The following is a 26,689-nucleotide window of genomic DNA, read 5'->3' on the forward strand; positions in this document are numbered from 1 at the left end:
CTACTACTGTGAAAGCACTCGTACATGGTGACAAAGGACTCCGTCTGGAGGAGATGCCGGAACCGTCGGCATCGGAAGGTGATGTCGTCGTCAAGCTGAGAAATGCAGGTCTGAACCGGAGGGACCTCTACATTCCGGACAGGCGGAACCACGAAGGGCCGGACCTCATACTCGGATCGGATGGCGCAGGCACGATCTGCGAAATCGGTGAAGGGGTGACCGGCTGGTCGGTGGGGGATGAGGTGCTTATCAACCCGTCCATGCATTGGGTTGAAAACAGCAGTGCCTCACCTGACGGGTTCAGCCCGCTCGGCATGCCGGATGATGGGACGTTCGCGGAGAAGATCGCAATCTCTGCCGAGCAGTTGGAACCGCGTCCCGATTTCCTGTCGTGGGAGGAGTCTGCCTGCGTCGGTCTGTCCGGACTGACAGGCTATCGTGCGCTCGTGACCCGAGGGGAGGTGAAAGAAGGCGAGACGGTCTTCATTCCCGGGGCAGGCAGCGGTGTTGTCACATTCATCATCCAATTCGCGAAGGCGAAAGGTGCCCGGGTCATCGTAACATCAAGAAGTGAGAAAAAGCGGGATGCCGCCCTCCGGCTCGGGGCAGACCGTGCCATCGATACGAACGGGAATTGGGAAGAAGAGTTGAAAGATGAAACGATCGACCTCGTCATCGAGAGTGTCGGCAGGGCGACATTCAACCGGTCGCTCGGCATTTTGAAGAGCGGCGGACGCCTTGTCGTTTTCGGTGCTACGACCGAGGATACTGTCGACATCAACCTGCGTGCGCTTTTCAACAAGCAGCAGGAGATTGTCGGTTCCATGATGGGGAGCCGCGAGGAGCTGCGTGAGATGCTTGCGTTTGCCGGCGAGCACGGCATCCGCCCTGTGATCGATAAAGTGATTCCGTTCAACGAGGCACTTGATGGGTTCCAGATGCTCGAGGACAGCAGCCAGTTCGGCAAGATCGTATTCTCCATTTAACAAACAGCCCGCCGGTCCTTTCTCAGGACCGTACGGGCTGTCTCTGTCTGTCATAACTTTTTGTCATCCACCGAATCGAGCCAGCTCTCGATCGTGCCGACGACCGATTCCACACAGCCGTCTTCGAACGGCGATATGAGGTTCGCTTCCGCCACGAGCTCCGTGAATGATTTCGATCCGCCGAGTTTACAGAGACGGACATAATCGTTCCAGGCAGCGTCGTGGTCTTCCTGATCTTTCTTCCAGAACTGGAACGCGCAGATCTGGGCAAGCGTGTAGTCGATATAGTAGAACGGGACGTCATAGATGTGTGCCTGTCGCTGCCAGATGCCCCCGCTCTCCAAGTACGGGTTGCCGTCATAATCGCGGTTCGGCAAATAGATCTGCTCAATCCGTTTCCATGCGGCTTTCCGCTCGGCAGGCGTCATTTCCGGATGATCGTACACTTCATGCTGGAACTCATCGACTGCGACACCGTACGGCAGGAAGAGAAGACCGCTGCTCAAGTGCGAGAATTTATACTTCTCGGTCTGCTCCCGGAAGAACAGCTCCATCCACGGCCATGTAAAGAACTCCATGCTCATGGAATGGATTTCGGCGCCTTCACTGGTCGGCCAGACGTATTCAGGGATTCCGATGTTGCGGCTCGAGTACACTTGGAAGGCGTGTCCCGCCTCGTGTGTCAGCACATCGATATCGCCCGATGTCCCATTGAAATTCGAGAAGATGAACGGCGAATCGTAGTTATCGATGAACGTGCAGTAACCGCCGGCTTCCTTTCCTTTTTTTGCTACGAGATCGAGCAGGTTCTTCTCGGTCATGTATGTGAAGAATTCGTCTGTCTCGTGCGACAGTTCCTTGTACATCTCCTTGCCCTGCTCGATGATCCACTCTGGCGATCCCTTCGGTACTGCATTGCCTGTCAGGTAATCGAGTGACTGATCGTAGAACTTCAGGGAATCGACTCCAATGCGGGCCGCCTGACGTTCATAGAGCTTGTTCGCAACAGGAACAATATAGTCGCGGACCTGATCGCGGAACTTTTTGACCATTCCCGCATCATAGCCGATACGCGACATGCGGACGTATCCGAGTTCCGTGAACGATTCGAACCCGAGCGTCTTCGCGATTTTATCACGCAGTTTGACGAGCTCGTCGAAAATGCCGTCGAACCGTTCTTCATGCTGCCCGAAGAACGAGTACTGGGCTGTCATCGCCTGCTTGCGGACATTCCGGTCTGTCGATTCCATATAGGGGCCGAGCTGCGCAAGCGTCAATACCTTGCCGTCGAACTCGATCTGTGCGGAAGCAACCAGCTTGGCATATTCCGACGTCAGCTTGTTTTCCTGCTGCAGCAGCGGCATGATCTCCGGAGCGAACGCGCGGATCTCGTTTTCAGCGAGAGCGAACAGCTGCCGGCCCCACCGGTCTTCCAGCTCTTTACGGTATGCCGATGTCGTCAGCGCTTTATAGAATTCCGTCGTCAGTTCCTGGAACCCGGGGCTCACTTCATCAAAATAGTCGCGTTCTTTCTGGTAATACTCATCATGCGTGTCGATGGAAGATCGGATGTATGCAAGATTGAGCTGCGTTGAATAATCATTCCGGATGGCGTTGATCTTTTCGATCACTTCGTTTTGATCCTCATAGGACCCGGCGTCTCTGAACTTATGCAGCAAGTCAGTAAACTCCGCGCGGATCTCGTCCATATCCGGCCGTGCATATTGGTATTCGTCAAACAGTATCATATGATTCCTCCACTCCATAAAAAATACTTGACCACTACTATTGTCCGGGAAAGGGCCGTAAAATGCAAAAAAGAGGACAGCCTGCGTCCAGGCTTTTTCGCAGTGTGTATAAGTATCCACTGCATGGACGCCGTGGTATGATGAAGGCAGCGGCAGAGACTGCTCAAAACGTATAACGAAGGAGACCGTCAAGCTGATGAACATTACGCAATATACGATAAACGAATTGGTCGATCCGACCGGCATCCTGGAAGGACGGCGGTATGAGGTGTTCCTCCATATCGATTTCGACGAAGAGGACGAGCTCGCAGAAGAAGGGGCAGGCGGCATCCGGGCTGTCTTCATACAGGAAAACGGAAATGACAGGATTACCGGCACCTACTTCTTCAAAAAGGGGACGGAGGAACCGCTCGACTTCGAATTGGAAGAGGACGAACAGGCGGAGGTGCTCGAATTCTGCCGATCCCATGCAGATGCAGCGGACGCGGAGTGATCCTGGTCTGCGTTCAAAATACGTGATATTCTGCTTGGAATAGTGGATAATGGTGTCATACCCGAATGGCGGAACGATGTTCACTGAACAATGTCCGGACATTCTGCAAAATCTATTAGTAATGGAGTGTTTGCTATGGATCGAGAAATCGTTGATATAACCATAATTGGCGGAGGCCCGACCGGTCTTTTCGCGTCTTTCTACGCGGGGATGCGGGAAATGTCGGTCAAGATTATCGACAGCCTGCCGCAGCTCGGGGGGCAGCTCATTGAACTGTACCCGGACAAATACATCTATGATGTCGGAGGGTTCCCGAAGATCCTCGCGAAGGATCTCGTTGCGAATCTTGTCACACAGGCGCATCATTCGAATCCGGAGATCCTTCTCGGGGAAGCGGCGCTGTCTGCTGAACGGAACGGCGACCATTTCGTCCTGAAGACGGACAAAGGGGAGCATCTGACAAGGACCATCCTGCTGACCGCGGGAATCGGTGCATTCCAGCCGCGCAAGATCGGCATCGAAGAGGAAACTCATTTTGAAAACAACAGCCTCCATTACGGCATCAAGGACCTTGCCATGTTCAAAGGCGAAAATGTCCTCGTCTGCGGCGGCGGCGACTCCGCTGTCGACTGGGCGCTCATGCTGGAAGACATTGCGGAAAGTGTGACGCTTGTCCACCGCCGTGAGCGGTTCACCGCTCATGAGACGAGTGTCAACCAGCTGATGGAATCGAACGTGACCGTGAAGACATCGCAATCGGTGAAATCACTGCGCGGGGAAGACGGCAAGGTCCACGAAGTTCTCCTCGTCCACAAAGACGGCACGGAAGAGGTTCTGTCGATGGATCACGTCGTTGTCAACTACGGCAATATTTCCTCACTCGGACCGATCAAGGAGTGGGGCTTGGAAATGGATAAGAATTCGATCGTCGTCAACACACGGATGGAGACGAATATCGAAGGGATCTACGCAGCAGGCGATGTTACGAACTACGACGGCAAAGTCAAACTGATCGCCGTCGGTCTCGGCGAAGCGCCGATCGCTGTCAATAACGCAAAAGCGTATCTCGATCCGAAGGCGCGCGTCCAGCCGCTTCACAGTACAAGCGTCTTCTCATAATTTCATCGTACATGAAAAAAGACGGCCTGCCGGCAGAGTGATCTGCCGGATGGGCCGTCTTTTTCATTTCACTTTCTTTTTGACTGCAGTAGGCTGGAACAGATTCGATACGAGCAGCCCCATGATGAGCGCAATGCCGCTCATGACAAAAGGAGTCCCACTTTCCGGTATACCGGGGTAGATGACAAACACCGATCCGATGATCAGCCCGATGATGATCGAGAAGGTCAGCGTCGCATGCCGGTTCAAGAGGTAGTGGATCACTTTGCTGCTGATGATGAAACCGAGCACGACACCGAGTCCGATAACGATCATGACAGGGATATTGAAATCGGACAGTGCACCGATCGCCGTCGAGTAGAACCCGAGAAGCAGCAGGATGAACGATCCGCTGATACCGGGAAGCAACATTGCGGTACTGGCCGCCCAGCCTGCAAGAAACAGAAGGATCGCAGAAACAGGTGTCAGTGATGTGATGACAGCCCGGTCAGCAGGCGCCATGAAGCCGGTTGCTGCCAGCAAAGCCGCTACGGTCAGCAGAATCAGGTAATGATGGGCTTTGAAAGACGATTTCATGTTCGCCTGTCGGGTCATGAACGGCAGGATGCCGAGAATGAGACCGATGAAGAAGAACTGGGTCGGTGCAAAATAATGTTTCAGTAAAAAATGGATGACACGGCTGAACAGCAGCAGCGCAGCTGCCATCCCGATACCGAGCGGCAGCAGGAATCCGATATGCCGGCGCCAGTCTTTGCTGAAGAATCCGCTGATCGAAGTCAGCAGCCTATCGTAGATACCGAGCAGGAACGCGATAGTCCCGCCGCTCACTCCCGGGATCAGATCACTGATCCCCATTAAAAACCCTCTGTAGATATTTTTCCATTCCATTCGTTGTTCCTCCAATATCATGCTTGAACAGTGGACGTCTGCAAAAGTGAAATGTTCCGCTGACGTGCCGGCTGTCCGCGAAAAACGCGCATGGAAAAGCGCATAGGCGGATGGAGCCGTCTATGCGCCATACAGCGTCTCACTTACGCATGCACTTCAGAACGATGTGCATCCAGCTTTGCGAGCCGTTCCTCGAATTCTTCCTTCGTCATGTTCTGCTCGACAAAATAGCGGTTGCGCGGATGCGTGCGGCACTCGTCCGAGCAGCTGCGCATGTATAGATACTCATTCTCCTCGGAAGCGAGGATTTTCGCATTACATTCAGGGTTCGCGCAATTGACATAGCGCTCACAAGGCGTGCCGTCGAAATGATCACGGCCGACCACGACGTGTTCCACCTGATTGACAGGTACGGCGATACGCTCATCGAACACATAACACTGACCGTCCCACAGCTGGCCTTTCGCAACGGGATCCTTACCGTAGGTCACGATGCCGCCGTGCAGCTGACCGACGTCTTCGAAGCCTTCGCGCTTGAGCCAGCCCGTGAACTTCTCACACCGGATGCCGCCTGTGCAATAGGCGAGAACCTTCTTGCCTTCCAGCTGTTCCTTGTTATCGCGGACCCATTCCGGCAAGTCCCGGAAATTTTCGATGTCCGGCCGGATTGCTCCGCGGAAATGGCCGAGATCATATTCGTAGTCGTTCCGTGCATCGATAACGACCGTGTCCTCCTGCTGCATCGCTTCGAAAAACTCTTCAGGACTCAAATAAGCCCCTGTTGTTTCCAAAGGATTCACATCTTCTTCAAGACTCAGATTCACGATTTCTTTCCGCGGACGCACGTGCATCTTCTTGAACGCATGGCCGTCGGCTTCATCGATTTTGAACCAGAGGTCTTCGAAGCGCTTGTCCTGCTTCATATGCTCCATATATGCATCGGTCTGCTCGACCGTTCCTGAGCAAGTTCCGTTGATACCTTCCTTACCGATCAGTATACGTCCTTTCAATCCGAGGTCCTTGCAGAACTGCAGATGTTCCGCCGCAAACGTTTCTGGATCATCGATAGGTACGTACTTGTAGAACAGCAATACACGGTAATTTCCTTTTTCCATTGTGTTAACCACCTTCTGTTTTTTCACTTTGCAATAGGGTAAAACAGCCGGCCCGGTGCAACTTTGGTTTCTCTTCATAAAAAAGCTGCCCGCATTTGCAAGATCCGGGTCGATACCAGTATACCACAAAAAAAGCGATGGAAAAAGCAGCAGTGAACACCCTGAAAACAATTGTAATCTAGTAAAATATGTACTAATATTTAGGATATGCAACTGGTAAGGGAATACATAGGAGAATACGAACTCATAGGCTGCCTGCCAGTCGGCTGCCGTCTGTGAACATATGGAATATATACCCGAAGAGGAGTTCAATCAGCAATGGAAAAAAAGCGAGGCATCGGAAAGTTCAGCTTGATCGATGTATTGTTGACAGCAGTCATACTGTTTCTTGCGACGACGGCACTTGTACTGTTAGTGACAAACCAAAAATCCGACCAGCATCTGATGTCGGCCAAGATGCCGGAACCCGGTGATACAAATGTGAAGGTCGATAAATCGGATTCGAACTACGAAGGAATCGGGATTATCACGGAAACTTCCAACGACCCTCTCGTGAAATATGCAATCCAGTACCCCGAAAGCGGAAATGATGAATTCAACCGGGATGTGCGCGGCTATATTGACCAGGAGAAGAACCGGTACCTGGCCGCCTTGGCGAATGTCAAGAAGCCGAAGCAGAAGAAAAGTGAACTCAATATATCGTTTGAGACACATGTGGATCATAAAGGTAACTACTCGTTCGTCATCACCAATAACGAGACAGTAGGTGGCGTGAAGCAGCCTGCAGACATCGAATCCTTCCATCTGGACAGAGAGAGCGGAACGGTGATGGACATCCGGAACGTGTTCAGCGACAGCCCGGAAACTGTCGAGGAAGTGACAAAGCGCGTCCGGGAAACGATCATGCATACGGAAGGCCTGCAGGAAGGCATCATTGCGGATAAGATGCAGATCCGGACTGAACCGGATTGGAAGAACTATAAAAACTTTGCACTGACCGATAAGGAGATTATCTTCTATTTCGAAAGCGGTTCCCTGAAAGAGGAAGCGGCCGGTGCACAGGCAGCCAAGCTGCCCATCGATAAAGTGAATGACCTGCTGGAGCCGGCTTACCAGGTCGCTGCAGCGAAGCCGGCGGGCGGAGACAAGCCTGATACCGGAAAATCAGCAGGTTCCGTAGATGGGACGAAGAAGACCGGGGAAGCTGTCAAAACCGAAGGCGGCAAACCGAAGGCCGGCGGGGAAGAGACGGCACCGGCTGCCCCGCAGCAGAAACGGGTGGCACTGACGTTCGATGATGGTCCTGAACCGGCCTCAACGGGAAAAATCCTGGAGATCCTGAAAAAGTATGACGCCAAAGCGACCTTCTTCATGCTTGGCAGCCGTGTGGAATACTACCCGGACTTGGCGAAAGCCGTCAAAGATGCCGGACACGAAATCGGCAACCATTCATGGAATCATCCGGATCTGAGCAAGATGACGCTGCCGAAAGCACTGGAAGAGATCAACCGGACCAAGGACATCATCCACAAAGTCACGGGGGAAAAGCCGACTGTCTTCCGGCCTCCATATGGCGCCTATACGGAACAGCTGAGCAAGCAGACCATTCCGCCGATCGTCCTGTGGGATGTCGATACAATGGACTGGAAGTACCGGGATGCCGGCAAACTGCTGGAGGAAGTGAAGAAAGCGACGAAAGATGGCAGCACAGTCCTCATGCACGACATCCATATGTCGACTGCGGACGGTCTGGAAGCTGTAATGCAGTATTTGACGGCAGAAGGCTACACGTTTGTCACGGTGTCGGAAATGAAGTGACCAAAACAGCAAAAAGGCTGGGAATCCAATGGATTTCCAGCCTTTTTGTATTACCTGATTATGCAGATGGCAGTCAGTCCGCCAGCACTTCATTCATCGGAATGCTGAGCGCGGAAGCAACCCCTTCGCCATAAGCAGGGTCTGCCTGGTAGCAGTGTTTGATGTGGCGGATCTTGATTTCGGCAGGGGCGTCTCCCATGTTATCCGCCGTATTGCGGAACAGACGCTCTTTCTCGTCCTCATTCAGAAGGTTGAATAATTTTCCAGGCTGTGTGAAGTAATCATCATCGTCCTCACGGAAGTTCCAGTGATCGGCGGCGCCATGCAAGTTCAAAGGCGGCTCCCGGAAGTCCGGCTGCTCCTGCCACTCACCGACGCTGTTCGGCTCGTAGGAAGTCCGGCTGCCGTGGTTGCCGTCGACCCGCATCTGTCCGTCACGATGGAAGCTGTGGAACGGACACTTCGGTGCATTGACCGGGATCTGATGGTGATTGACACCTAGACGGTACCGCTGGGCATCACCATAGGAGAACAACCGCGCCTGCAGCATTTTGTCCGGTGAGAAGCTGATGCCCGGGACGACGGCAGCCGGAGTGAACGCAGCCTGTTCGACTTCGGCAAAGTAGTTTTCAGGGTTGCGGTTCAGCTCAAACTCCCCTACTTCAATCAGAGGGAAGTCGCTCTTGTACCAGACTTTTGTCAGATCGAACGGATTGAACGGCATGTTGGCCGCTTCGTCCTCCGTCATCACCTGGATATACATCTTCCATTTCGGGAAGTCCCCGTTGTCGATGCTTTCCAGCAGGTCCCGCTGGTGGCTTTCCCGGTCTGTCGCAATCGTTGCCGCGGATTCGGCATCCGTCAGGTTCTCGATGCCCTGCTGGCTCCGGAAGTGGAACTTCACGTAGACCCGTTCGTTGTCGGCATTGATGAAGCTGTACGTATGGCTGCCGAATCCGTGCATATGGCGGTACGTGCGCGGGATGCCCCGGTCGCTCATCAGGATGGTGATCTGGTGCAGCGCCTCAGGCAGCGATGTCCAGAAATCCCAGTTGTTTTTCGGACTGCGCAGGTTCGTACGCGGATCGCGTTTGACGGCGTGGTTCAAATCCGGGAATTGAAGCGGATCACGGAAGAAGAACACCGGCGTGTTGTTGCCGACAAGATCCCAGTTGCCCTGCTCGGTATAGAACTTGAGGGCGAAGCCGCGGATATCCCGCTCGGCGTCCGCTGCTCCGCGCTCGCCTGCGACAGTGGAGAACCGGGCGAACATTTCCGTCTTCTTGCCGATTTCGGAGAACATCTTGGCTTTCGTGTATTTCGTGATATCGTTCGTCACGGTGAACGTTCCATATGCACCGGACCCTTTCGCGTGCATGCGGCGTTCGGGAATGACTTCGCGGTCAAAGTGCGCAAGTTTCTCGATGAGCCAGACGTCCTGAAGCAGCAGCGGGCCGCGTGGGCCGGCGGACATGGAGTTCTGGTTATCAACTACAGGGGCACCTGCAGCTGTCGTCAATTTTTTGTTGTTTGGATTCTCATTTGAATTCATCTCAATTCCTCCCAATCTCTTTTTCCTAAGCTATGAATCCACTATATCAGCCGGGTGACAAGTTAGCCAGCATTTTGTTTAGAATTATTATTGTTAAGTACAAGTTATCATCTGGAGTATAATTACTTTCAATATATATTCCAAAAAAGATGGGGGACATCTGACATGTGTCAACATTTCTACAAAGGATACCGAAACAGCCCGGAAGTTTACAGCTTTGTAACAGATCCTCCGCTGATTGCTCACAAAGTATTTTAGCTTTTAATTTATAATGGAGTCAGATTGAGTGTGAGGGGAGAGATAGGGATGGAAGAGGTTTTACTCGCAAGGATCCAGTTCGCATCGACAACGTTGTTCCACTTCATTTTTGTTCCGCTGTCGATCGGGCTGGCGCTAATCATCGCGATCATGCAGACACTCTACGTAGTGAAGAAAAAAGAGATATATATGAAGATGACGAAGTTCTGGAGTGTGTTTTTCCTCATCAACTTCGCGATCGGTGTTGTGACGGGGATCTTTCAGGAGTTCCAATTCGGCATGAACTGGTCGACCTATTCCCGGTTCGTCGGGGACATCTTCGGGGCACCGCTTGCAGTGGAAGCACTGCTTGCCTTCTTCCTGGAGTCGACATTCATTGGGATCTGGATCTTCGGTGCCCATAAGCTGTCCAAGAAAGTCCACTTGGCATCGATCTGGCTCGTATCGATCGGTACGGTGCTGTCCGCTTTCTGGATTCTGGCAGCCAACTCGTTCATGCAGAACCCGGTCGGCTATCAGCTGCAGAACGGCCGCGCGGAGATGAATGATATTGTCGCGCTGCTGACGAACGAAAAACTGTGGGTTGCATTCCCGCACACGATCTTCGGGAGCATCGCAACGGGCGCATTCTTCGTCGTCGGTGTCAGTGCGTTCTATCTATTGAAGAAACGGCAGACCGATTTCTTCAAAAAGTCGATTGGTATCGGACTTCTTGTCGGGATGGTCGGCGGACTCGGATTGGCATTCACTGGCCACTCGCAGGCACAATATCTGATGCATGCACAGCCGATGAAGATGGCTGCAGCGGAAGGTCTTTGGGAAGACAGCGGAGACCCGGCCGCATGGACGGTCATCGCGAAGATCGATTCCGACAAGCAGGTCACGACCCAGCGGCTGGAAATTCCGTATTTGCTCAGTTATCTGAGCTACAACGAGTTTTCCGGTAAAGTATTGGGCATGAATACATTGAATGACCAGATGGTCGAGAAGTACGGGGAAGGCAATTACATCCCTCCTGTCAAAACGACATTCTGGAGTTTCCGGATCATGGCCGGAACAGGCGGTGTGCTGGTCATGGCAAGTCTGCTCGGACTGTTCCTGCTATTCCGCAAGAAGATCGCTGCATCCTCCTTGTACTTGAAACTGATGATCCCGGTCATCTTCCTGCCGTTCATCGGCAACTCGTTCGGCTGGATCATGTCCGAGATCGGACGGCAGCCATGGGTGGTCAACGGGCTCATGAAGACGGCGGATGCCGTATCGCCGAACGTCTCGGCAGGGCAGATCCTGTTCTCGCTCATTTCGTTCTCCACCATCTATGCGATCCTCGGAATCATCATGGTCGTGCTGTTCGTGAAAGTGATCCAGCGCGGACCGGAAGAACGCAAACAAGAAGACGTATCGGTAACAGATCCGTTTAACGTAGGAGGCGTGACAAATGGCACTAAGTGATTTGTGGTTCGTATTGATCGCGGTCCTGTTCATCGGATTCATGATCTTGGAAGGGTTCGACTTCGGAGTTGGCATGGGAACGAAATTCCTGGCCAAGACAGAACGTGAAAAACAATTGCTCATCCATACGATCGGACCTGTATGGGATGCGAACGAAGTGTGGCTCATCACAGCGGGCGGTGCGATGTTCGCCGCGTTCCCGCACTGGTATGCGACTGTTTTCAGCGGGTATTACATGCCATTCGTCCTGCTGCTGATCGTCCTTATCGCACGCGGTGTCGCGTTCGAGTTCCGTGAGAAAGTGGATTCCCCGAAATGGATCGCCGTCTGGGACTGGTCGATCTTTGCGGGGAGCATCGTGCCGCCGTTCCTCCTCGGTGTGCTGTTCTCCAGCATGCTGAAAGGGATGCCGGTCGATGGGGACATGAACCTGCATGCCGGGTTCGCTGATTTTGTCAACATCTATACCGTTGCAGGCGGAGTGGCTTTCGTCCTGTTGTCCTACCTGCACGGCCTGCTGTTCCTCACGTTGAAGACGGAGGGACCGATGCGGAAACGGGCGAAGGAAGCAGCGCTCAGGATCTATTGGGCTGCCGGCATTGTCCTTGCGGTATTCATCGGTCTGACAGCCGTCTATACGGACGCTTTTGCAAGCCGTCCGGCCATTCTCATCCCGCTGTTCGCAGTTGTGCTCATCCTGTATGCCCTGCTGCATCGTCTTATCAAAAAAGGCCGGGAAGGGTTCAGCTTCACCGTAACTGCGGTCACGCTGGCTGCTGTGACGGCTTCCTTCTTCATCGGCCTGTTCCCGAACGTCCTAGTGAGCACGATCGACTCGGCGTTCAATATGACCATCAAAGCGTCTGCTTCGGGTGAGTATTCCCTGAAATTGATGACGTTCGTCGCGCTGACGATGGTGCCGATCGTCATCGGCTATACAATCTGGAGTTATTACGTCTTCCGTAAGCGTCTGACAGAAGACTCGGAGCATCTGGAGTACTGATGATGGACCGGGACCTTCTGCGGTTCAGCGGCGGCAGGAAAGTGTTTTTCCTGACAGGTGTGCTGACCGTCTTGCAGGCGGCAGCCATCATCGTGCAGGCACTATCCCTGTCTTCAGCCATCACCCGCCTGTTCCAGGGGGCTGAGTGGAAAGGGGCCGCTGGGTCGTTCGCGCTGTTTCTCGCTGCTCACGCAGTCCGCCACTTCCTACAATGGGCGAAGGAGCGGATTGCATTCCGCTTTGCCGACCGCATCGCGCGTTCCTATCAGGATCAGCTGACGGACGCACTGATGAAGGACGGCACAGGCATGGTTGCAAGACAGGGCACCGGTTCCCTGCTGACACTGACATTGGAAGGGGTCCCGAAATTCCGGAAATACGTCGAGCTGTTCATCCCCCGTTCGGTGGCGATGGGGGTCACGCCGCTCGTCATCCTGATCTACATCTTCACTGCCGACATCATGTCGGGTGTGACCCTTCTGATTGTCATGCCGATCCTCGTCGTGTTCATGATCCTGATCGGCATGCTGACACAGAAGAAAGTCGACGATCAGATGGGCACCTACCGGCAGCTGTCCACCCATTTCGCGGATTCCATCCAGGGGATCGAGACACTGAAGTTCCTCGGACGGAGCAAATCGCATGAGCGCAATATCGCAGAGGTGAGCGACAAATACCGCATTGCGACCAACCGGTCCCTCCGGTATGCGTTCTTGTCGTCGTTCGCGCTCGACTTCTTCTCAAGCCTGTCCGTCGCACTCGTCGCGGTCGAGCTCGGACTGCGCCTCATCAACGGCGGCATCGGCTTGGAAGCTGCGCTGTTCATCCTGATCCTGGCGCCCGAGTATTTCCAGCCGGTCCGTGATCTCGGCAGCGATTTCCATGCGACGATGGACGGGAAGGATGCAGCTGCGGAAATCCGCCGGCTGCTCGCAGACAGTGCGGCTGCCGCAACGGAGACCGGTCCGGAACTGCCAGCCGGGTCGGCGGCTGAACGATTCACCGCCGAGCATATCGGCAGAATCGGTGACCATGGTCTTGAAATCACACGGGATCTGAGTTTTTCGATAACCGGTAAACAGAAGGTCGGGATCGTCGGCGCCTCCGGATCGGGGAAGTCCACGCTCATCGATATGCTTGCGGGCTTCACTTCACCCGATTCAGGACTGTTCCGGGTGGGTACGGTGGAGAGTGCTTCCCTGAAGCATCCTTCGTGGCGCAGCCAGGTGACCTATATCCCGCAGCATCCGACGATCTTTTCCGACACCCTCGCCGGTAACATCCGCTTCTATCATCCGCAGGCCAGTGATGCGGAAGTGGAAGAGGCGGCACGGAAGGCAGGGCTGTCCGCTCTGGCTGCCGAGCTGCCGGGCGGATACGGGGAGATGATCGGTCAGGGCGGCCGGCCGCTGTCGGGCGGCGAAGAGCAGCGGGTCGCCATTGCAAGGGCACTCCTTGACGAATCGGATGTGCTCCTGCTCGATGAGCCGACCGCGCATCTGGATATTGAGACGGAACACGAAGTGAAGCAGCTGCTGCTGCCGCTGCTCGAGGACCGGCTCGTGTTCTTTGCGACACACCGGCTGCACTGGATGAAGGAGATGGACTGGATCCTTGTGATGGAGGACGGACAAATCGCTGAACAGGGGACGCATGAAGAGCTGCTAGCGCAAAATGGTGTCTACAGCAAGCTTGCGGCCGCACAGCGGGAAGGGATGATTGCATGAACCACGTCACCGGATTCGTGACCCCGTATGTGAAGAAGTACTGGAAACTGATGTCGTCGTCCGTCCTGCTGGCTTTCCTGTCCCTGCTGTCCGCTTCGCTCTTGATTTTCGTGTCAGGCTATCTCATTTCCCGGTCATCCGAACGGCCGGAGACGATACTGCTTGTCTATGTGCCGATCGTGCTGGTCCGGGCGTTCGGACTGTCCCGGGCCGTCTTCAGTTATGCGGAGCGCATGACCGGCCACAATGCGGTGCTGAAAGTGCTGTCCGACATGCGGATCCGCTTGTACCGGGCACTCGAGCCGCAAGCGCTGTTCATCCGCTCGCGCTTCAAGCGCGGCGATCTGCTCGGTACGCTTGCGGATGATATCGAGCACTTGCAGGACGTCTACATCCGGACGATCTTTCCTGTCGTCAGCGGACTGGTCCTGTTCCTGTTCGCAACGGTCTCGCTGTCCGTCTTCGACTGGAAGTTCGGCCTGTTCATCGGCCTGTGCCTCAGCGTGTTCGTCTTCGTCTATCCGCTGTACTCGCTGCGTATCCGCAAGCGGCACATGCAGCGGTCGAAACAGCAGCATACGCGGCTGTACCATACACTCGGTGATGCGGTGTACGGCATCCGGGACTGGCTGATCAGCAGCCGTTCCGCCGACTTCCTTGAGAAGTTCGGGGCTGAACGGGATGCGAGCTACTCTACGGATCTGGACATCACGCGCAAAGACCAGGCAAGGACGCTGCAGCTCCAGCTGTTTTCCGGTATCATCACCGTGGTTGTCGGTATCTGGGCGGGGATCCAGGCGGCGGACGGCGTGATCACACCTGTCTATATCGCTGCATTCACACTGGTGACACTGCCGATCATCGAGGCGCTTATTCCGATTTCGAATGCTATGGAGCGGATTCCGGCTTATGAAGAGGCGTTCACCCGTCTCCGTTTCACGGAAGAGACCGCAAGTCAGATACGGGAGACCGAAGACCCGCTGCCGGTGCCTGCTGGGCCGGTCGGCATTTCGATCAGCGGGGCATCCTATTCCTATCAGGAAGGTGCCAGGAAAGCGCTCAGCGATATGACACTCTCGATCGGTCAAGGGGAACGGATCGCTGTACTCGGGAAGAGCGGTGCAGGGAAATCGACGTTTCTCAATCTGCTGCTCGGTGCCTTGGAGCCTGATGCCGGGACGATTGCAATCGCTGGACAGCCGCCGTCATCCTACGGCGATCATATCCACCAGCTCGTCAGCGTCCTGAACCAGAAACCATACTTGTTCGGCACGACGATCGAAAACAATCTGCGTCTCGGTAAACCGGATGCGTCCGCTGAGGAACTCGACGCGGCCATCCGCCAGGTCGGTCTCGAGGAATACATCCGCCGTCTGCCGGACGGTCTGCAGACACAGACCGAGGAAGCGGGCCGCCGCTTCTCGGGAGGGGAACGCCAGCGTCTCGCGCTCGCCCGCATTCTGCTGAATGATACGCCGGTCGTCATCGTGGACGAACCATCCGTCGGCCTCGATCCCGAGACAGAGCGTAATCTGATCCGCACGATGCTGGACAGCCTGAAAGGAAAAACGGTCATCTGGATCACCCACCATCTGATGGGGATGGAACTGATGGACCGCATCATTTTCCTGGAAGACGGGCGGATCGCACAGGAAGGCACACACGAGGAGCTGCTTAGGAAATCCGGGCGGTACCACCGGCTCGTTGAACTGGACAGAGGTATATGAAGAAACAGCTGCAGTACACATCAATCAGGACTGATGAGTACTGCAGTTTTTGTTTTATACGGCACTTTCATTAAAGGAGAGTGTGCCGATAATAGAACTTGAAAGAGGGTGGGGAACAAAATCAGTTCATCGATTTAAACAGATAGGGGCAGCAGGGTGCCAGCAATGGAATTTATCGAGCTGAGCTATGCGGGAGCCCGGTGGATGAAAATATTTGTGCCGTCAGCTTAGCAGGGCGACGCTTTCTGGACAGGAATCCGGATTACCCGGCACATGAAAAAAGCCGGCCTGCTGGGTTCAGTGAATCTGCAGGGCGGCTTTTGTACAGTTATCAGAACGGCCAGCCGAAGAGGTAGCCGAGTGAAACACAGAGAATTCCGGAGACGACAGTGCCAAGCGAAGAGAACAGCATGTACCGCTGGACGTTCATGCCGCTGATGCCGGAGAAGCAGCAGACGAAGTGCCGCATGCCGGGGACGAAGAAGCCGAGTGTAACCGTCCAGGAACCGTACCGGCTGAACCAGCGTTCCACCCGGCCGACACGCTTTTCGGATAATCCGATCCATTTCCCGAACCGTTCGATGATCGGCCGTCCGATTTTCTTGCCGATCGTATACGTGACGAGCGTGCCGATGAACACCCCGACAATCGCAATCAGCAGGGCGCTTGCAAGGCTCAGCAGACCGGAAGAAGAAAGGTAACCAGTAAAGATGATGACGACTTCATCCGGCATCGGCAGACCGAAGATACCAAGTGACAGGAACACGAATACAATGAAATAACCGTATTGGATAATATAGTCTTGCAGCAAACTCATGATATCCCTCTTTTGCCGTTTCTAAGCTGATCAGCGCACATTTACTGCCAATATCCGATCGTCTCGCCCGTCCGGACGGGGCCTGGATGTCCGACCGCCGGCGTGAATGGGGAGTCGCCTGCAGTGAACAGGAGAATCGTCGAGCCGAATGAGAAGAATCCGAAATCTTCCCCTTTGACCGCTTGTTTGTCAGATGAATAGAGCTGTACGGAGTTTACATTAAGAGCACCCACTTTGACAAGTGCCAGTTTGTCGAATTGTGAAGACAGTTCAGTGATCAGGCGGTAATTTGTCTCGAATGGCCGGTCGCCGTGTGTCAGCCCGAAGCCGTTCACCGGATAGGAAACAGTCCCGAGTGCATAGCGGCTGGTGACAGTGCCGTCAGCGGGGTAATGGAAATGATGGTAATCCGCAGGTGACAGGTAGAAGACGAAATACCAGCCGTTTTTATATTGGGATGCCCTCTGTTCATCCATGAAGATTTGATTTATACTGTAGGTATGACCTTTTATTGTAAATTGGTGCCCGTCTTCAACACGGCCGAACGAACTCAGAAAGCCGTCCGCAGGTGAGACGAGTGCTTCCGGCGACGGATCGAACGGTCTGGCACCAGTGCGCAGCCGGCGCGTGAAATAGTGCTGCAGGCTGCCGTAGGAAGTTCGCGGGTGCTCGATTTCGCTTTCATCTATACAATATGCTTTCGAATAGACGGAAATCAGCGGTCTGCTCAGGCGGGAGGCGGAAATTTGCCGCAGCAGTGCGGAAGCAACCGGGCTGCCGGTCAGTTCGACAAATTTTTTCAGCAATCTTTTTTTCATAGGATTCACCATCTTCAGCTAGTATAGAATACAAGGAGGCACAATATGTTTTCATTCAGATATTTTGATTATACTAAAGTGAAGGCACAATTGGCGAATGCCATCACTTTGATCAATTTAAGTTTCGGCGCAATCGCGATTCTGCTCATTTCGAAGGATTTGTCCCATATGAGCCTGGTGTTCATCTTCCTGGCGGCGCTGTTCGACAGGTTCGACGGCATGACCGCCCGGCACTTCCATACGGAATCGGCATTCGGAAAAGAACTGGACTCGCTCAGTGACATCATTTCGTTCGGTGTGGCACCGGCCCTGCTGATCTACCACACGGCACTGTCCGGCATGCTGTGGGTCGGCATCGCGGCGACGATCATCTACATCGCTGCCGGCGCAGTCCGCCTTGCACGCTACAATGTGGAGGAATTTGACGGCTCGTTCCGCGGCATCCCGATCACGGCAGCAGGTGTCATCCTGACCGTTCTCTATTTCGCGATTCCGTACGTCGGCGCTCCGTACTTCGTCATTGCCATGCTCGTTCTGTCCTATGCGATGGTGAGCAACGTGAAAATCGCGAAGATGTAAGGAGCAGTCTCCCTGTGCCGCAGAAAATTTTGCGGAACGGGGATTTTTTTATTGTCGGCTGCTTTTTGTTTGTGATATACTATATCTCGTTCCGATGGAGACGTACCCAAGAGGCTGAAGGGGGCTGACTCGAAATCAGCTAGGGCGTGCAAGCGCCGCGGGGGTTCAAATCCTCTCGTCTCCGCCATACATACCGAAAACCGCCGCTGCTCTGTGCAGCCGGCGGTTTTCTGCTTTTCCGGCTGCCGTCCGTATGCCGTGTCCGTTTCTTTCTGGGCCCGTATCTGGTATTCTAATACTAGACAATACGATTGAAAGGGTGGAGACAATGGCAGGTCCGGCACTGAAACAGCTGCAGTCCCACAGGGCGATCCACGAAGGCGGCTTATCCGGCGCAGTCGGCAAGACGGAGATGCTGATCGAGTTCCTCCAGCAGGGCGATCAGAAGAATGCGGAGCGCGCTGCGGACGATCTGATCGATTATTGGAAGACACGTGTGATCAGCCATGCGGATGCGGAAGAGGAAGGGTTCTATCTGGAAATCAAGGAAGAGGATCCTTCGCTCGAAAAGGCAGTGACCCAGCTGACGCGCGATCATGACATCATGCGCCTGGTCGTGGCGGATATCGAGCAGCTGAAGGAGACGGAAGGGATCAGCCCGACGGTCCTGCAGAAATTCTACGCGCTTCTCGTCGTCAATGAACTGCACAGCCGCGAAGAAGAGCGGCTGCTGTTCGAGGAGAATAATCCCGGGAGCTGACAGACAGTCGACAGCACGCCATTCGTCCGATGAATGGCGTGTTTTGAACGGAAGGAGGTCATAGGATGATGGAGCAGGCGCTCGGCGTACTCGAAGAGAAATTCGGCTACCCCTCGTTCAGGGCAGGCCAGGAACAGGTCATCCAGCTCGTCATGGACGGCTCGGACGCCCTTTGTGTCATGCCGACCGGCGGCGGTAAATCACTGTGCTACCAAGTGCCGGCCATGCTGATGGAAGGGACGGTCCTCGTAATATCCCCACTCATCTCACTCATGAAAGACCAGGTGGATGCCCTCTGGCAGCTCGGCATCCCGGCTGCATACATCAACAGCACACTGTCCACGGAAGAATACTTCGGTACGCTAGAGAACGCGCGGGACGGCCACTACAAACTGCTGTACATCGCACCTGAGCGGCTTGAATCCGAGTCGTTCATGCGTGAGCTCGGCCGCATGAAAGTGCCGATGATCGCCATCGACGAAGCCCACTGCATCTCGCAATGGGGACACGATTTCCGGCCGAGCTACCGCAATATCAGCCGGGTGCTTAATTGTTTCGATGAAAAACCGGTCTTGCTTGCCCTCACGGCAACAGCGACACCGACCGTACGGGAAGACATCCGCGAACAGCTCGGCATTCCGCAGGAACAGACGGTGCTGACCGGCTTCGAGAGGGGCAACCTGACGTTCACGGTCGTGAAAGGCGAGAACCGCGAGAAGTTCATCAAGGACTACGTCAGCAAGAACAAGGACGAAGCCGGCATCATCTACGCGGCAACGCGGAAAGCGGTCGAAAGTGTGCACGATCAGCTCGCACGCAGCGGTGTCGCGGTCGCCAAATACCACGGCGGCATGGACGATTATGAACGGCAGCGCGAACAGGACCGGTTCCTGAATGACGAAGCATCCGTCATGGTGGCGACGAACGCGTTCGGCATGGGAATCGACAAATCCAATATCCGCTACGTCATCCACTACCAGATGCCGAAGAACATGGAGAGCTACTACCAGGAAGCCGGGCGTGCCGGGCGGGACGGACTCGACAGCGAGTGCATCCTGCTGTTCGCCTCCCAGGACATCCAGACGCAGCGGTTCCTGATCGAGCAGTCGCAGGATCCGTCGCGCATGCGTTCAGAAACCGAGAAACTGCAGGGGATGATCGACTACTGCCATACGGAGGACTGTCTCCAGCAGTACATCATCACCTACTTCGGCGAACAGGAACCGCCGCCGTGCGGACGCTGTGCGAACTGTACGGATACCCGCGAGCAGCTCGACGTCACACTCGATGCCCAGAAAGTGCTGTCCTGCGTCATCCGTATGGGGCAGCGGTTCGGCAAGACGATGATCGCCCAGGTGCTGACAGGCTCCCGCAACAAGAAACTGCTCGAGTTCCGGTTCGACGAACTGTCGACATATGGACTCATGAAAGGGAAGAATGCCAAAGAAGTGGCGGATTTCATAGAGTTCCTCATTTCGGCGAACTGCCTGTCCGTCGAGAACGGCCAGTTCCCGACCATCCAAGTGGCGGAACGGGGGAAAGACGTTCTTCTCGGTAAAGAGAAGATCGGGCGGAAAGGATCGTTCGTGACGAAACAGCTGACCGAAGATGACCCGCTGTTCGAGCGGCTGCGCCAGCTGCGCCGCACACTCGCCCAGGAAGCGGGCGTTCCGCCATTCGTCATCTTCTCGGACAAGACCCTGAAGGACATGGCCGCAAAGAAACCGCGGACAGCGGACGAATTCCTCGATGTCAACGGGGTCGGCCAGAGCAAACTCGAATCATACGGCGAAGTGTTCATCACAGAAATCGAGTCGTTCGGTCTCCAGGAAGCCTGACTGTATAAGTGAATGCATGCAAAAACCGCAAGCCTTGGCTCAATAGCTCAGGGCTTGCGGTTTTTGCATGTGGTCCAGTCAGGGCCGGACAGGGGACGACTGCTTACGCATCAGGCCGTAGATCGTGTAGACAGCGACGATCAGCAGCACGATGCCCGTAACGATGAACGCGGAGCGGTACTCGAGATCGAGCGCGCCGATGACGTAGGAGCCCGCCACGACACCCATCGAGAAGAACGCATAGAAATAGCCATACGCCCGGCCGCGGGACGCGGGACTCGAGGAATCGATCAGCAGGGAGTTGATGGACGGGAACAGGAACGCGAACCCGACGCCATAGACGGACATCGTGCCGAACAGGCTGGCCAGATCATCCGCACCGCTCAGCAGCAGCATGCTGACGCCCATGAGCGAGATCCCGAACGCCAGCGTGATCATCGGACGCACACGGTCGAAGATCCGGTTGATCGGCAGCAGGAACACGAGAATGGCGACCACGCCAAACGTGCTCAGCAGCATCCCGGTCATTTTCGTCTCGAACCCGAGCGCCCCGACTTTGAGCGGCAGGATGAGCGCAAGCACCCCCTGCGAGAACATGAGGAAGAATGCTCCTGCGAAGGCCCGCTGGATTCCCCTGTTGCGGAACAGTCCCCGGACTTCCTTGCTGTCCGGCTTCGCTGATGGCTTCTTTCCGCGCTTAAACGTCCTCAGGAAGACGATTGCGCATGCTGCCAGGATTACCATGATGACCCCGTTGATGAGCATGATGCCGGGCGTCGTGATCTTTGAAGATATGATCCCGCTGTACGCGGGACCGGCAATCGCGGCCAGGCCGACGAACGCCCCGGAAATTGCTGTACTCTTGCCGCGCTTTTCAGGTTCCGCCCGGTTTGCGAGGAACGTGAACGCCGCCGGGATGATCAGACCGTTCGTGAATCCATGGACAAACCGGATGGCAACGAGCAGCCACGGCGCATGCACCGCCGAATACAGGCTGAGGGAGACCGCGTTCATGAACAGACCGATCAGCAGGATCAGAAACGGCCCGCGCCGATCGGTGATGAATCCCGAAAAGATGTTGCCGAAGACATTTGCGAGCGAATATGTACCGACGACCAGGCCGGCGATGAACGTCGTCGCGCCGAGGGACAGCGCGAACGGACTCATGATCGGCAGCTGGGAAAACAGATCGAAAAAGGAGAAGAACACGATCAGGTAGACAAAAAAACGCATACGAACGCCTCGTTTCAAATAATCATGTATCCAGTCCATTTTAGCATGCCCGCTATGTATTTCAACGGAACGGGACCTCCTCCGGCGTGCAGGTGGATGAATTGTGACGGAATGATGAGGGAAGGGTCGGCCGGAAGAAAATATGGCAATCCGGCCGAAGAAGATGTAAAATAACGAATTATAAAAAAGGGGATGGGGATGAGGTCATGGTAAACGCAATACGCATCGGCATCGCAGGGTACGGCAATCTAGGAAAAGGCGTGGCGCATGCAGTTGCCCAGCAGCCGGATATGGTTTGTGCCGGAATCTTCACACGCCGGCCGGCGGCATCGATCGAGCCGGTGAACAATAAAGTACCTGTCTATCCTATGGATGCAATCGAGCAATATGCCGACAAGATCGATGTCATGGTCCTTTGCGGAGGGTCGCGGTCCGATCTGCCTGAACAGGGCCCGGCACTCGCCAAGTGGTTCACGACTGTCGACAGTTACGACACACATGCCAAAATACCGGAATACTACGCTGCACTCGATGACGCGGCATCGGCAGCCGGCACGACCGCTGTCCTGTCTGTCGGCTGGGATCCCGGCCTGTTCTCCATCAACCGTCTGTACGGGGAGACGGTGCTCGCAGACGGGGCGACGTATACGTTCTGGGGCAAAGGGCTGAGCCAGGGACACTCCGATGCAGTGCGCCGCGTCGAAGGCGTCTCGCAGGCTGTACAATATACGATTCCATCGGAGGAAGCGATCGCAAAAGTGCGGGCGGGCGGGGCGCCTGAACTGACGACAGGCGAAAAGCATACGCGGGAGTGCTATGTCGTCCTTGAAGAAGGCGCCGATGCAGCGAAAGTCGAGGAAGCGATCGTCACCATGCCCGATTACTTCGCGGATTACTCGACGACTGTGCATTTTATCACAGCGGAAGAGCTGGCGGCAGAACACAGCGCCATGCCGCACGGTGGATTCGTCATCCGGTGCGGAAACACCGGCGCCGGAAGCCGCCAGGTGATGGAATACTCCCTGACGCTCGACAGCAATCCGGAATTTACGTCGAGTGTCCTGACCGCCTATGCACGCGCAGCGCATAAGCTGTCCAGGAGCGGCCAGCACGGAGCGAAGACGGTATTCGATATCGCACCCGGCCTGCTGTCACCGAAAGATCCGGCACAGCTGCGGAAAGAATTGCTGTAAGCGCACACACCAAACTTTGATTATATGAAAATTTGTATTATACTAGCAGTATCTTTTTACTTAGGGGGACGAAAGAGTTGGCGAAACTGGATGAAACACTGACAATGCTGAAAGACTTAACGGATGCAAAAGGGATCGGCGGCAACGAACGTGAACCGCGCGACGTCATGAAGCGCTATATCGAACCGTATGCCGATGAAATCGACCAGGACGGACTCGGTTCCCTGATCGCGAAGCAGACAGGCGAGACGGACGGCCCGAAAATCATGGTTGCAGGCCACTTGGATGAAGTCGGCTTCATGATCACCCGGATCGACGAAAAAGGGTTCCTCAGCTTCCAGACGGTCGGCGGCTGGTGGTCGCAGGTCATGCTCGCACAGCGTGTAACGATCGTGACGCGCAAAGGGGATACGGTCACAGGCGTGATCGGTTCGAAGCCGCCGCATATCCTGTCGCCGGAAGCGCGCAAGAAGCCGGTCGACATCAAGGATATGTTCATCGATATCGGTGCATCTTCGCGCGAGGAAGCGGCAGAGTGGGGCGTGGCTCCCGGGGACATGGTCGTACCGTATTTCGAATTCACAGTCATGAACAATGAGAAGTACCTGCTCGCAAAAGCATGGGATAACCGGATCGGCTGTGCCATCGCGATCGACGTCATGAAGGCGCTGAAAGAGGAAGGGCATCCGAACACGCTGTTCAGCGTCGGAGCGGTACAGGAGGAAGTCGGCCTGCGCGGAGCAGGCACGGCCGCCACGAAAATCAAGCCCGATATCGGCTTTGCGGTCGATGTTGGCATTGCCGGCGACACACCAGGGGTATCCGTCAAAGAGGCGGCTTCCAAAATGGGGGACGGCCCGCAGATCATCCTCTATGATGCGTCCATGGTCGGACACAAAGGGCTGCGCGATTTCGTCGTCGATACAGCCGAAGAGAACGGAATCCCGTACCAGTTCGACGCCATCGCAGGCGGCGGCACGGATGCAGGCTCCATCCACTTGAGCGGCAATGGGGTTCCGTCGATCGCCATCACGATCGCAACCCGCTACATCCACAGCCATGCAGCGATGCTCCACCGGGATGACTACGAGAATGCAGTGAAATTGCTGACGGCCGTCATCAAAAAGCTCGACAAAGATACGGTCATGAAGATTACAGCTGAATAATAAAGGGAAGAGACAGATTGTGAGAGCGATCTGTCTTTTTCATATACAGGAATGTATAAAAATACAGTTGACTTTATATTTATTCATACTTATACTGGGAACAACGAATCTTACACATGGAGGATGATGCGATCATGACAAGCCCATTGGAGATGAAATACACAGAGAAGAAACTGAAAGGCATGGACTTTTTGACCGTCACCGATTTCACTGCGGATGATCTCTATTACTTGCTGGACAAAGCCGTCAAGATGAAGAAAGATTTCGAAGCAGGCAAGGGAAGTCAGCCGCTTGCAGGCAAGACGCTCGGCATGGTGTTCGAGAAGAATTCCACACGCACACGAATTTCGTTCGATGTCGGCATGAACCAGCTTGGCGGACACTCACTCATGATGAATCCGAACGACCTGCAAATCGGCCGCGGCGAAACGATTGCAGACACTGCGAAAGTTTTTTCGGAATACTTGGATGCCGTCATGATCCGTGCAAATTCACATGACATGGTGAAGGAATTTGCGGAGAATGCGGATATCCCGGTCATCAATGGGCTCACAGATAAGTTCCACCCATGCCAAGCGCTTGCGGATCTGCTGACGATGCTCGAAGTGAAAGGCAAACTGGCCGGTCTGAAGGCAGCGTATATCGGGGACGGCAATAACGTCGCGCACTCCCTTCTGCTTGCCTGTGCAAAGATGGGCATCGATACGGCGATCGCGACACCTGCCGGCTACGAAATGGATACGGACGTCGCACAGGAAGTCGAACAGGAGGCGAAGGAAGCCGGCGCTGTGTTCACGCAGACAACCGATCCAGCAGAAGCAGCAGCGGATGCCGATTTCCTCTATACCGATGTTTGGGTCAGCATGGGGGAGGACAGTGAGAAGGAAGCGCGCCTAAAAGCGTTCGAAGGGTATCAGATCGATGAACAGCTGGCGAAGCATGCGAAACCGGATTACACCTTCATGCACTGCCTGCCGGCGCACAGAGGGCTGGAAGTGTCCGCAGATGTGATCGACGGCAGCCACTCGGTCGTGTTCCAGCAGGCGGGCAACCGTATGCACGCCCAGAAATCACTGCTCGCCGCCTTGTTATAACAACAGAAAAAGACTGTCAGCGCCCCAGTCGGCGCGACAGTCTTTTTTCATTGTCCGGCGGCGAATGCCTGCTCAAGCTCACCGGTGATCTTCATCTTTTCCTGGTCATCTGCGCGCTGCCACAATTTTTCGAAGAACACACCGAGTCCCGGCAGCAGATGTTCTTCGCCGCGCTGGATAGCATCGTCCACGACGCCTCTGATATCCTGTGCTTTGTTATCCGTCATATTGGCGGAAATGGCATCCCTGATCTGAAAGTCCATACAACCTGCCTCCTTTCCCGTATCCTTGCTCTCAGTATCGCCAAGCGTGCCGGTCTTTGATACACTAAAAACAAAAAGGAAGTTTTGGATATGGGGAAACGAATCGAATCACCGCAGAACGCGCTTGTAAAACATTGGAAGAAACTAGTGACGACACGGAAGGAACGGGACCGGTCCGAAGAATTCGTGCTGGAAGGGTTCCATCTTGTGGAAGAAGCACTCAAACAGAAGGATACCGTGCTGCATGTCATGGTACGGGAAGACGTCGAACTCCCCGCAGGCATGGACATCCCGGATGCAAAACGGGTCGATATCACGAAACCCGTAGCGGCTGAAGTTTCGGAGACCGAGCACCCGCAGGGGATCTTTGCGCACTGCAGGCAGCCGCTTGCATCCGACGAACAGTATGATGCCTGGAAACGGATTCTGCTGATCGATGCCGTCCAGGACCCGGGCAACGTCGGCACGATGATCCGGACAGCGGACGCGGCGGGCATGGATGCCGTCATCCTCGGAAAAGGGAGCGCCGATCCGTATAATCCGAAGACCGTCCGCTCGGCGCAGGGATCGCATTTCCATATCCCCGTCGTCCGCGGCGACCTGGCGGAATGGATCGGCCGGGCGAAAGAGAACGGCCTCCGTGTGATCGGAACGGGTCTTGACCAGGCGAAGGACCATTATGACGCCGACGTGTCCGATGCCTTCGCGCTGCTCGTCGGCAATGAAGGCGCCGGTGTCGCGCCTGAGTATCTCGGCGAAGCGGACCCGGTCGTCAAGATTCCGCTGTACGGTGACGCGGAGTCGCTGAACGTCGCGGTCGCCACGGGCATCCTGCTGTACACATATGCCCGCAGGTGAGCCGGCCGGCTGTTGAAGTCCGGGACGGAATCCGCTATACTGGAGGGGTATACAAGCTTCACGACACGAAACGCCTTGACCGGGAAGAGGCAACAGCATCATCGGCGCCAGGGAGTCCGCACCTTGACTGGAAGTACGGACGGCCGACACTGTTACTGTTCACCCCGCGAGCGGCCGCCGGGAC

At 55.0% G+C, this 26,689-nt stretch carries 23 protein-coding genes and 1 tRNA gene; 16 read left to right on the forward strand and 8 right to left on the reverse strand.

The annotated features are described in order from the left end of the window. Positions 1–8: 8 nt before the first annotated feature. Positions 9–986, forward strand: coding sequence for a zinc-binding dehydrogenase (locus BN1190_RS06710; protein ID WP_040286217.1), 978 nt, complete (start codon positions 9–11; stop codon positions 984–986). Between the two features lie 50 nt (positions 987–1,036). Here BN1190_RS06710 and BN1190_RS06715 read toward each other — a convergent pair whose 3' ends face one another. Next, the gene (locus tag BN1190_RS06715; RefSeq protein WP_040286218.1) at positions 1,037–2,734 is read right to left on the reverse strand and encodes a M3 family oligoendopeptidase; all 1,698 of its coding nucleotides are present in this window, start codon (positions 2,732–2,734) and stop codon (positions 1,037–1,039) included. Positions 2,735–2,930: 196 nt separating this feature from the next. On the opposite strand from BN1190_RS06715, the gene BN1190_RS06720 reads away from it, so the two are divergent. Continuing rightward, complete coding sequence (locus BN1190_RS06720; protein ID WP_040286219.1) at positions 2,931–3,227, forward strand: DUF6509 family protein; 297 nt, start codon at positions 2,931–2,933, stop codon at positions 3,225–3,227. A 135-nt stretch (positions 3,228–3,362) separates the two neighbouring features. Further along, complete coding sequence (locus BN1190_RS06725) at positions 3,363–4,346, forward strand: NAD(P)/FAD-dependent oxidoreductase (protein WP_040286220.1); 984 nt, start codon at positions 3,363–3,365, stop codon at positions 4,344–4,346. 63 nt (positions 4,347–4,409) lie between these two features. Here BN1190_RS06725 and BN1190_RS06730 read toward each other — a convergent pair whose 3' ends face one another. Continuing rightward, positions 4,410–5,234 carry a DUF368 domain-containing protein gene (locus BN1190_RS06730; protein ID WP_040286221.1) on the reverse strand — a complete coding sequence of 275 codons (825 nt, stop codon included), beginning with the start codon at positions 5,232–5,234 and terminating at the stop codon, positions 4,410–4,412. 143 nt (positions 5,235–5,377) lie between these two features. Next, positions 5,378–6,349 (reverse strand): rhodanese-related sulfurtransferase, encoded by a 972-nt coding sequence (locus tag BN1190_RS06735; RefSeq protein ID WP_040286222.1) that lies wholly within the window; start codon positions 6,347–6,349, stop codon positions 5,378–5,380. 318 nt (positions 6,350–6,667) lie between these two features. Here BN1190_RS06735 and BN1190_RS06740 point away from each other — a divergent pair, with 318 nt between their 5' ends. Continuing rightward, positions 6,668–8,167, forward strand: coding sequence for a polysaccharide deacetylase family protein (locus tag BN1190_RS06740; protein WP_082023298.1), 1,500 nt, complete (start codon positions 6,668–6,670; stop codon positions 8,165–8,167). Positions 8,168–8,240: 73 nt separating this feature from the next. On the opposite strand, the gene BN1190_RS06745 is transcribed toward BN1190_RS06740, so the two are convergent. Then, on the reverse strand, positions 8,241–9,719 hold the full coding sequence (locus tag BN1190_RS06745) for a catalase (protein ID WP_040286223.1): 1,479 nt from the start codon (positions 9,717–9,719) through the stop codon (positions 8,241–8,243). A gap of 306 nt (positions 9,720–10,025) precedes the next feature. Between BN1190_RS06745 and BN1190_RS06750 the strand changes: the two genes are divergently transcribed. The 4 genes from BN1190_RS06750 to cydC are packed head-to-tail and all read left to right on the forward strand — an operon-like array spanning position 10,026 to position 15,886. After that, positions 10,026–11,429: a cytochrome ubiquinol oxidase subunit I gene (locus tag BN1190_RS06750; protein ID WP_040286224.1), complete on the forward strand. Its 1,404-nt coding sequence runs from the start codon at positions 10,026–10,028 to the stop codon at positions 11,427–11,429. Continuing rightward, complete coding sequence (gene cydB, locus BN1190_RS06755; protein ID WP_040286225.1) at positions 11,416–12,432, forward strand: cytochrome d ubiquinol oxidase subunit II; 1,017 nt, start codon at positions 11,416–11,418, stop codon at positions 12,430–12,432. Before BN1190_RS06750 ends, cydB begins: the two co-directional genes overlap by 14 nt. Before the next feature lie 2 nt (positions 12,433–12,434). Next, a complete protein-coding gene (cydD, locus tag BN1190_RS06760) occupies positions 12,435–14,159 on the forward strand; it encodes a thiol reductant ABC exporter subunit CydD (protein WP_040286226.1) in 1,725 nt (574 codons plus the stop codon). Further along, on the forward strand, positions 14,156–15,886 hold the full coding sequence (cydC, locus tag BN1190_RS06765; protein WP_040286227.1) for a thiol reductant ABC exporter subunit CydC: 1,731 nt from the start codon (positions 14,156–14,158) through the stop codon (positions 15,884–15,886). Before cydD ends, cydC begins: the two co-directional genes overlap by 4 nt. A gap of 331 nt (positions 15,887–16,217) precedes the next feature. Here cydC and BN1190_RS06770 read toward each other — a convergent pair whose 3' ends face one another. Both BN1190_RS06770 and asd read right to left on the reverse strand, forming a co-directional pair. Then, complete coding sequence (locus BN1190_RS06770) at positions 16,218–16,703, reverse strand: DedA family protein (RefSeq protein ID WP_040286228.1); 486 nt, start codon at positions 16,701–16,703, stop codon at positions 16,218–16,220. Between the two features lie 41 nt (positions 16,704–16,744). After that, complete coding sequence (gene asd, locus BN1190_RS06775) at positions 16,745–17,521, reverse strand: archaetidylserine decarboxylase (RefSeq protein ID WP_040286229.1); 777 nt, start codon at positions 17,519–17,521, stop codon at positions 16,745–16,747. A gap of 45 nt (positions 17,522–17,566) precedes the next feature. Here asd and pssA point away from each other — a divergent pair, with 45 nt between their 5' ends. The 4 genes from pssA to recQ all read left to right on the forward strand — a co-directional run bounded on the left by pssA (position 17,567) and on the right by recQ (position 20,698). Beyond that, positions 17,567–18,100, forward strand: coding sequence for a CDP-diacylglycerol--serine O-phosphatidyltransferase (gene pssA / locus BN1190_RS06780; protein WP_040286230.1), 534 nt, complete (start codon positions 17,567–17,569; stop codon positions 18,098–18,100). 96 nt (positions 18,101–18,196) lie between these two features. Beyond that, positions 18,197–18,287 (forward strand) — tRNA-Ser (locus BN1190_RS06785). A 141-nt stretch (positions 18,288–18,428) separates the two neighbouring features. Continuing rightward, complete coding sequence (locus BN1190_RS06790) at positions 18,429–18,860, forward strand: hemerythrin domain-containing protein (RefSeq protein WP_040286231.1); 432 nt, start codon at positions 18,429–18,431, stop codon at positions 18,858–18,860. Between the two features lie 65 nt (positions 18,861–18,925). Further along, entirely contained in the window at positions 18,926–20,698 is a 1,773-nt protein-coding gene (gene recQ / locus BN1190_RS06795) for a DNA helicase RecQ (RefSeq protein WP_040286232.1), read from the forward strand. A gap of 78 nt (positions 20,699–20,776) precedes the next feature. On the opposite strand, the gene BN1190_RS06800 is transcribed toward recQ, so the two are convergent. Then, a complete protein-coding gene (locus tag BN1190_RS06800) occupies positions 20,777–21,931 on the reverse strand; it encodes an MFS transporter (RefSeq protein WP_040286233.1) in 1,155 nt (384 codons plus the stop codon). A gap of 206 nt (positions 21,932–22,137) precedes the next feature. Between BN1190_RS06800 and BN1190_RS06805 the strand changes: the two genes are divergently transcribed. From BN1190_RS06805 to argF, 3 genes are all read left to right on the forward strand, one after another. Further along, positions 22,138–23,124, forward strand: a complete 987-nt coding sequence (locus tag BN1190_RS06805) for a diaminopimelate dehydrogenase (protein WP_040286234.1) — start codon at positions 22,138–22,140, stop codon at positions 23,122–23,124. Between the two features lie 77 nt (positions 23,125–23,201). Further along, positions 23,202–24,290 carry a M42 family metallopeptidase gene (locus tag BN1190_RS06810; RefSeq protein WP_040286235.1) on the forward strand — a complete coding sequence of 363 codons (1,089 nt, stop codon included), beginning with the start codon at positions 23,202–23,204 and terminating at the stop codon, positions 24,288–24,290. 134 nt (positions 24,291–24,424) lie between these two features. Beyond that, positions 24,425–25,384 carry an ornithine carbamoyltransferase gene (argF, locus tag BN1190_RS06815; RefSeq protein ID WP_244898687.1) on the forward strand — a complete coding sequence of 320 codons (960 nt, stop codon included), beginning with the start codon at positions 24,425–24,427 and terminating at the stop codon, positions 25,382–25,384. A gap of 47 nt (positions 25,385–25,431) precedes the next feature. Here the strand turns inward: argF and sspI are convergent, their stop codons facing one another. Next, positions 25,432–25,647 carry a small acid-soluble spore protein SspI gene (sspI, locus tag BN1190_RS06820; RefSeq protein ID WP_040286236.1) on the reverse strand — a complete coding sequence of 72 codons (216 nt, stop codon included), beginning with the start codon at positions 25,645–25,647 and terminating at the stop codon, positions 25,432–25,434. Between the two features lie 90 nt (positions 25,648–25,737). Here sspI and BN1190_RS06825 point away from each other — a divergent pair, with 90 nt between their 5' ends. Next, a complete protein-coding gene (locus BN1190_RS06825) occupies positions 25,738–26,505 on the forward strand; it encodes a TrmH family RNA methyltransferase (protein WP_040286237.1) in 768 nt (255 codons plus the stop codon). Positions 26,506–26,689: the final 184 nt, after the last annotated feature.

Source organism: Sporosarcina koreensis (assembly GCF_000826145.2).
Classification (GTDB): Bacteria; Bacillota; Bacilli; order Bacillales_A; family Planococcaceae; genus Sporosarcina; species Sporosarcina trichiuri.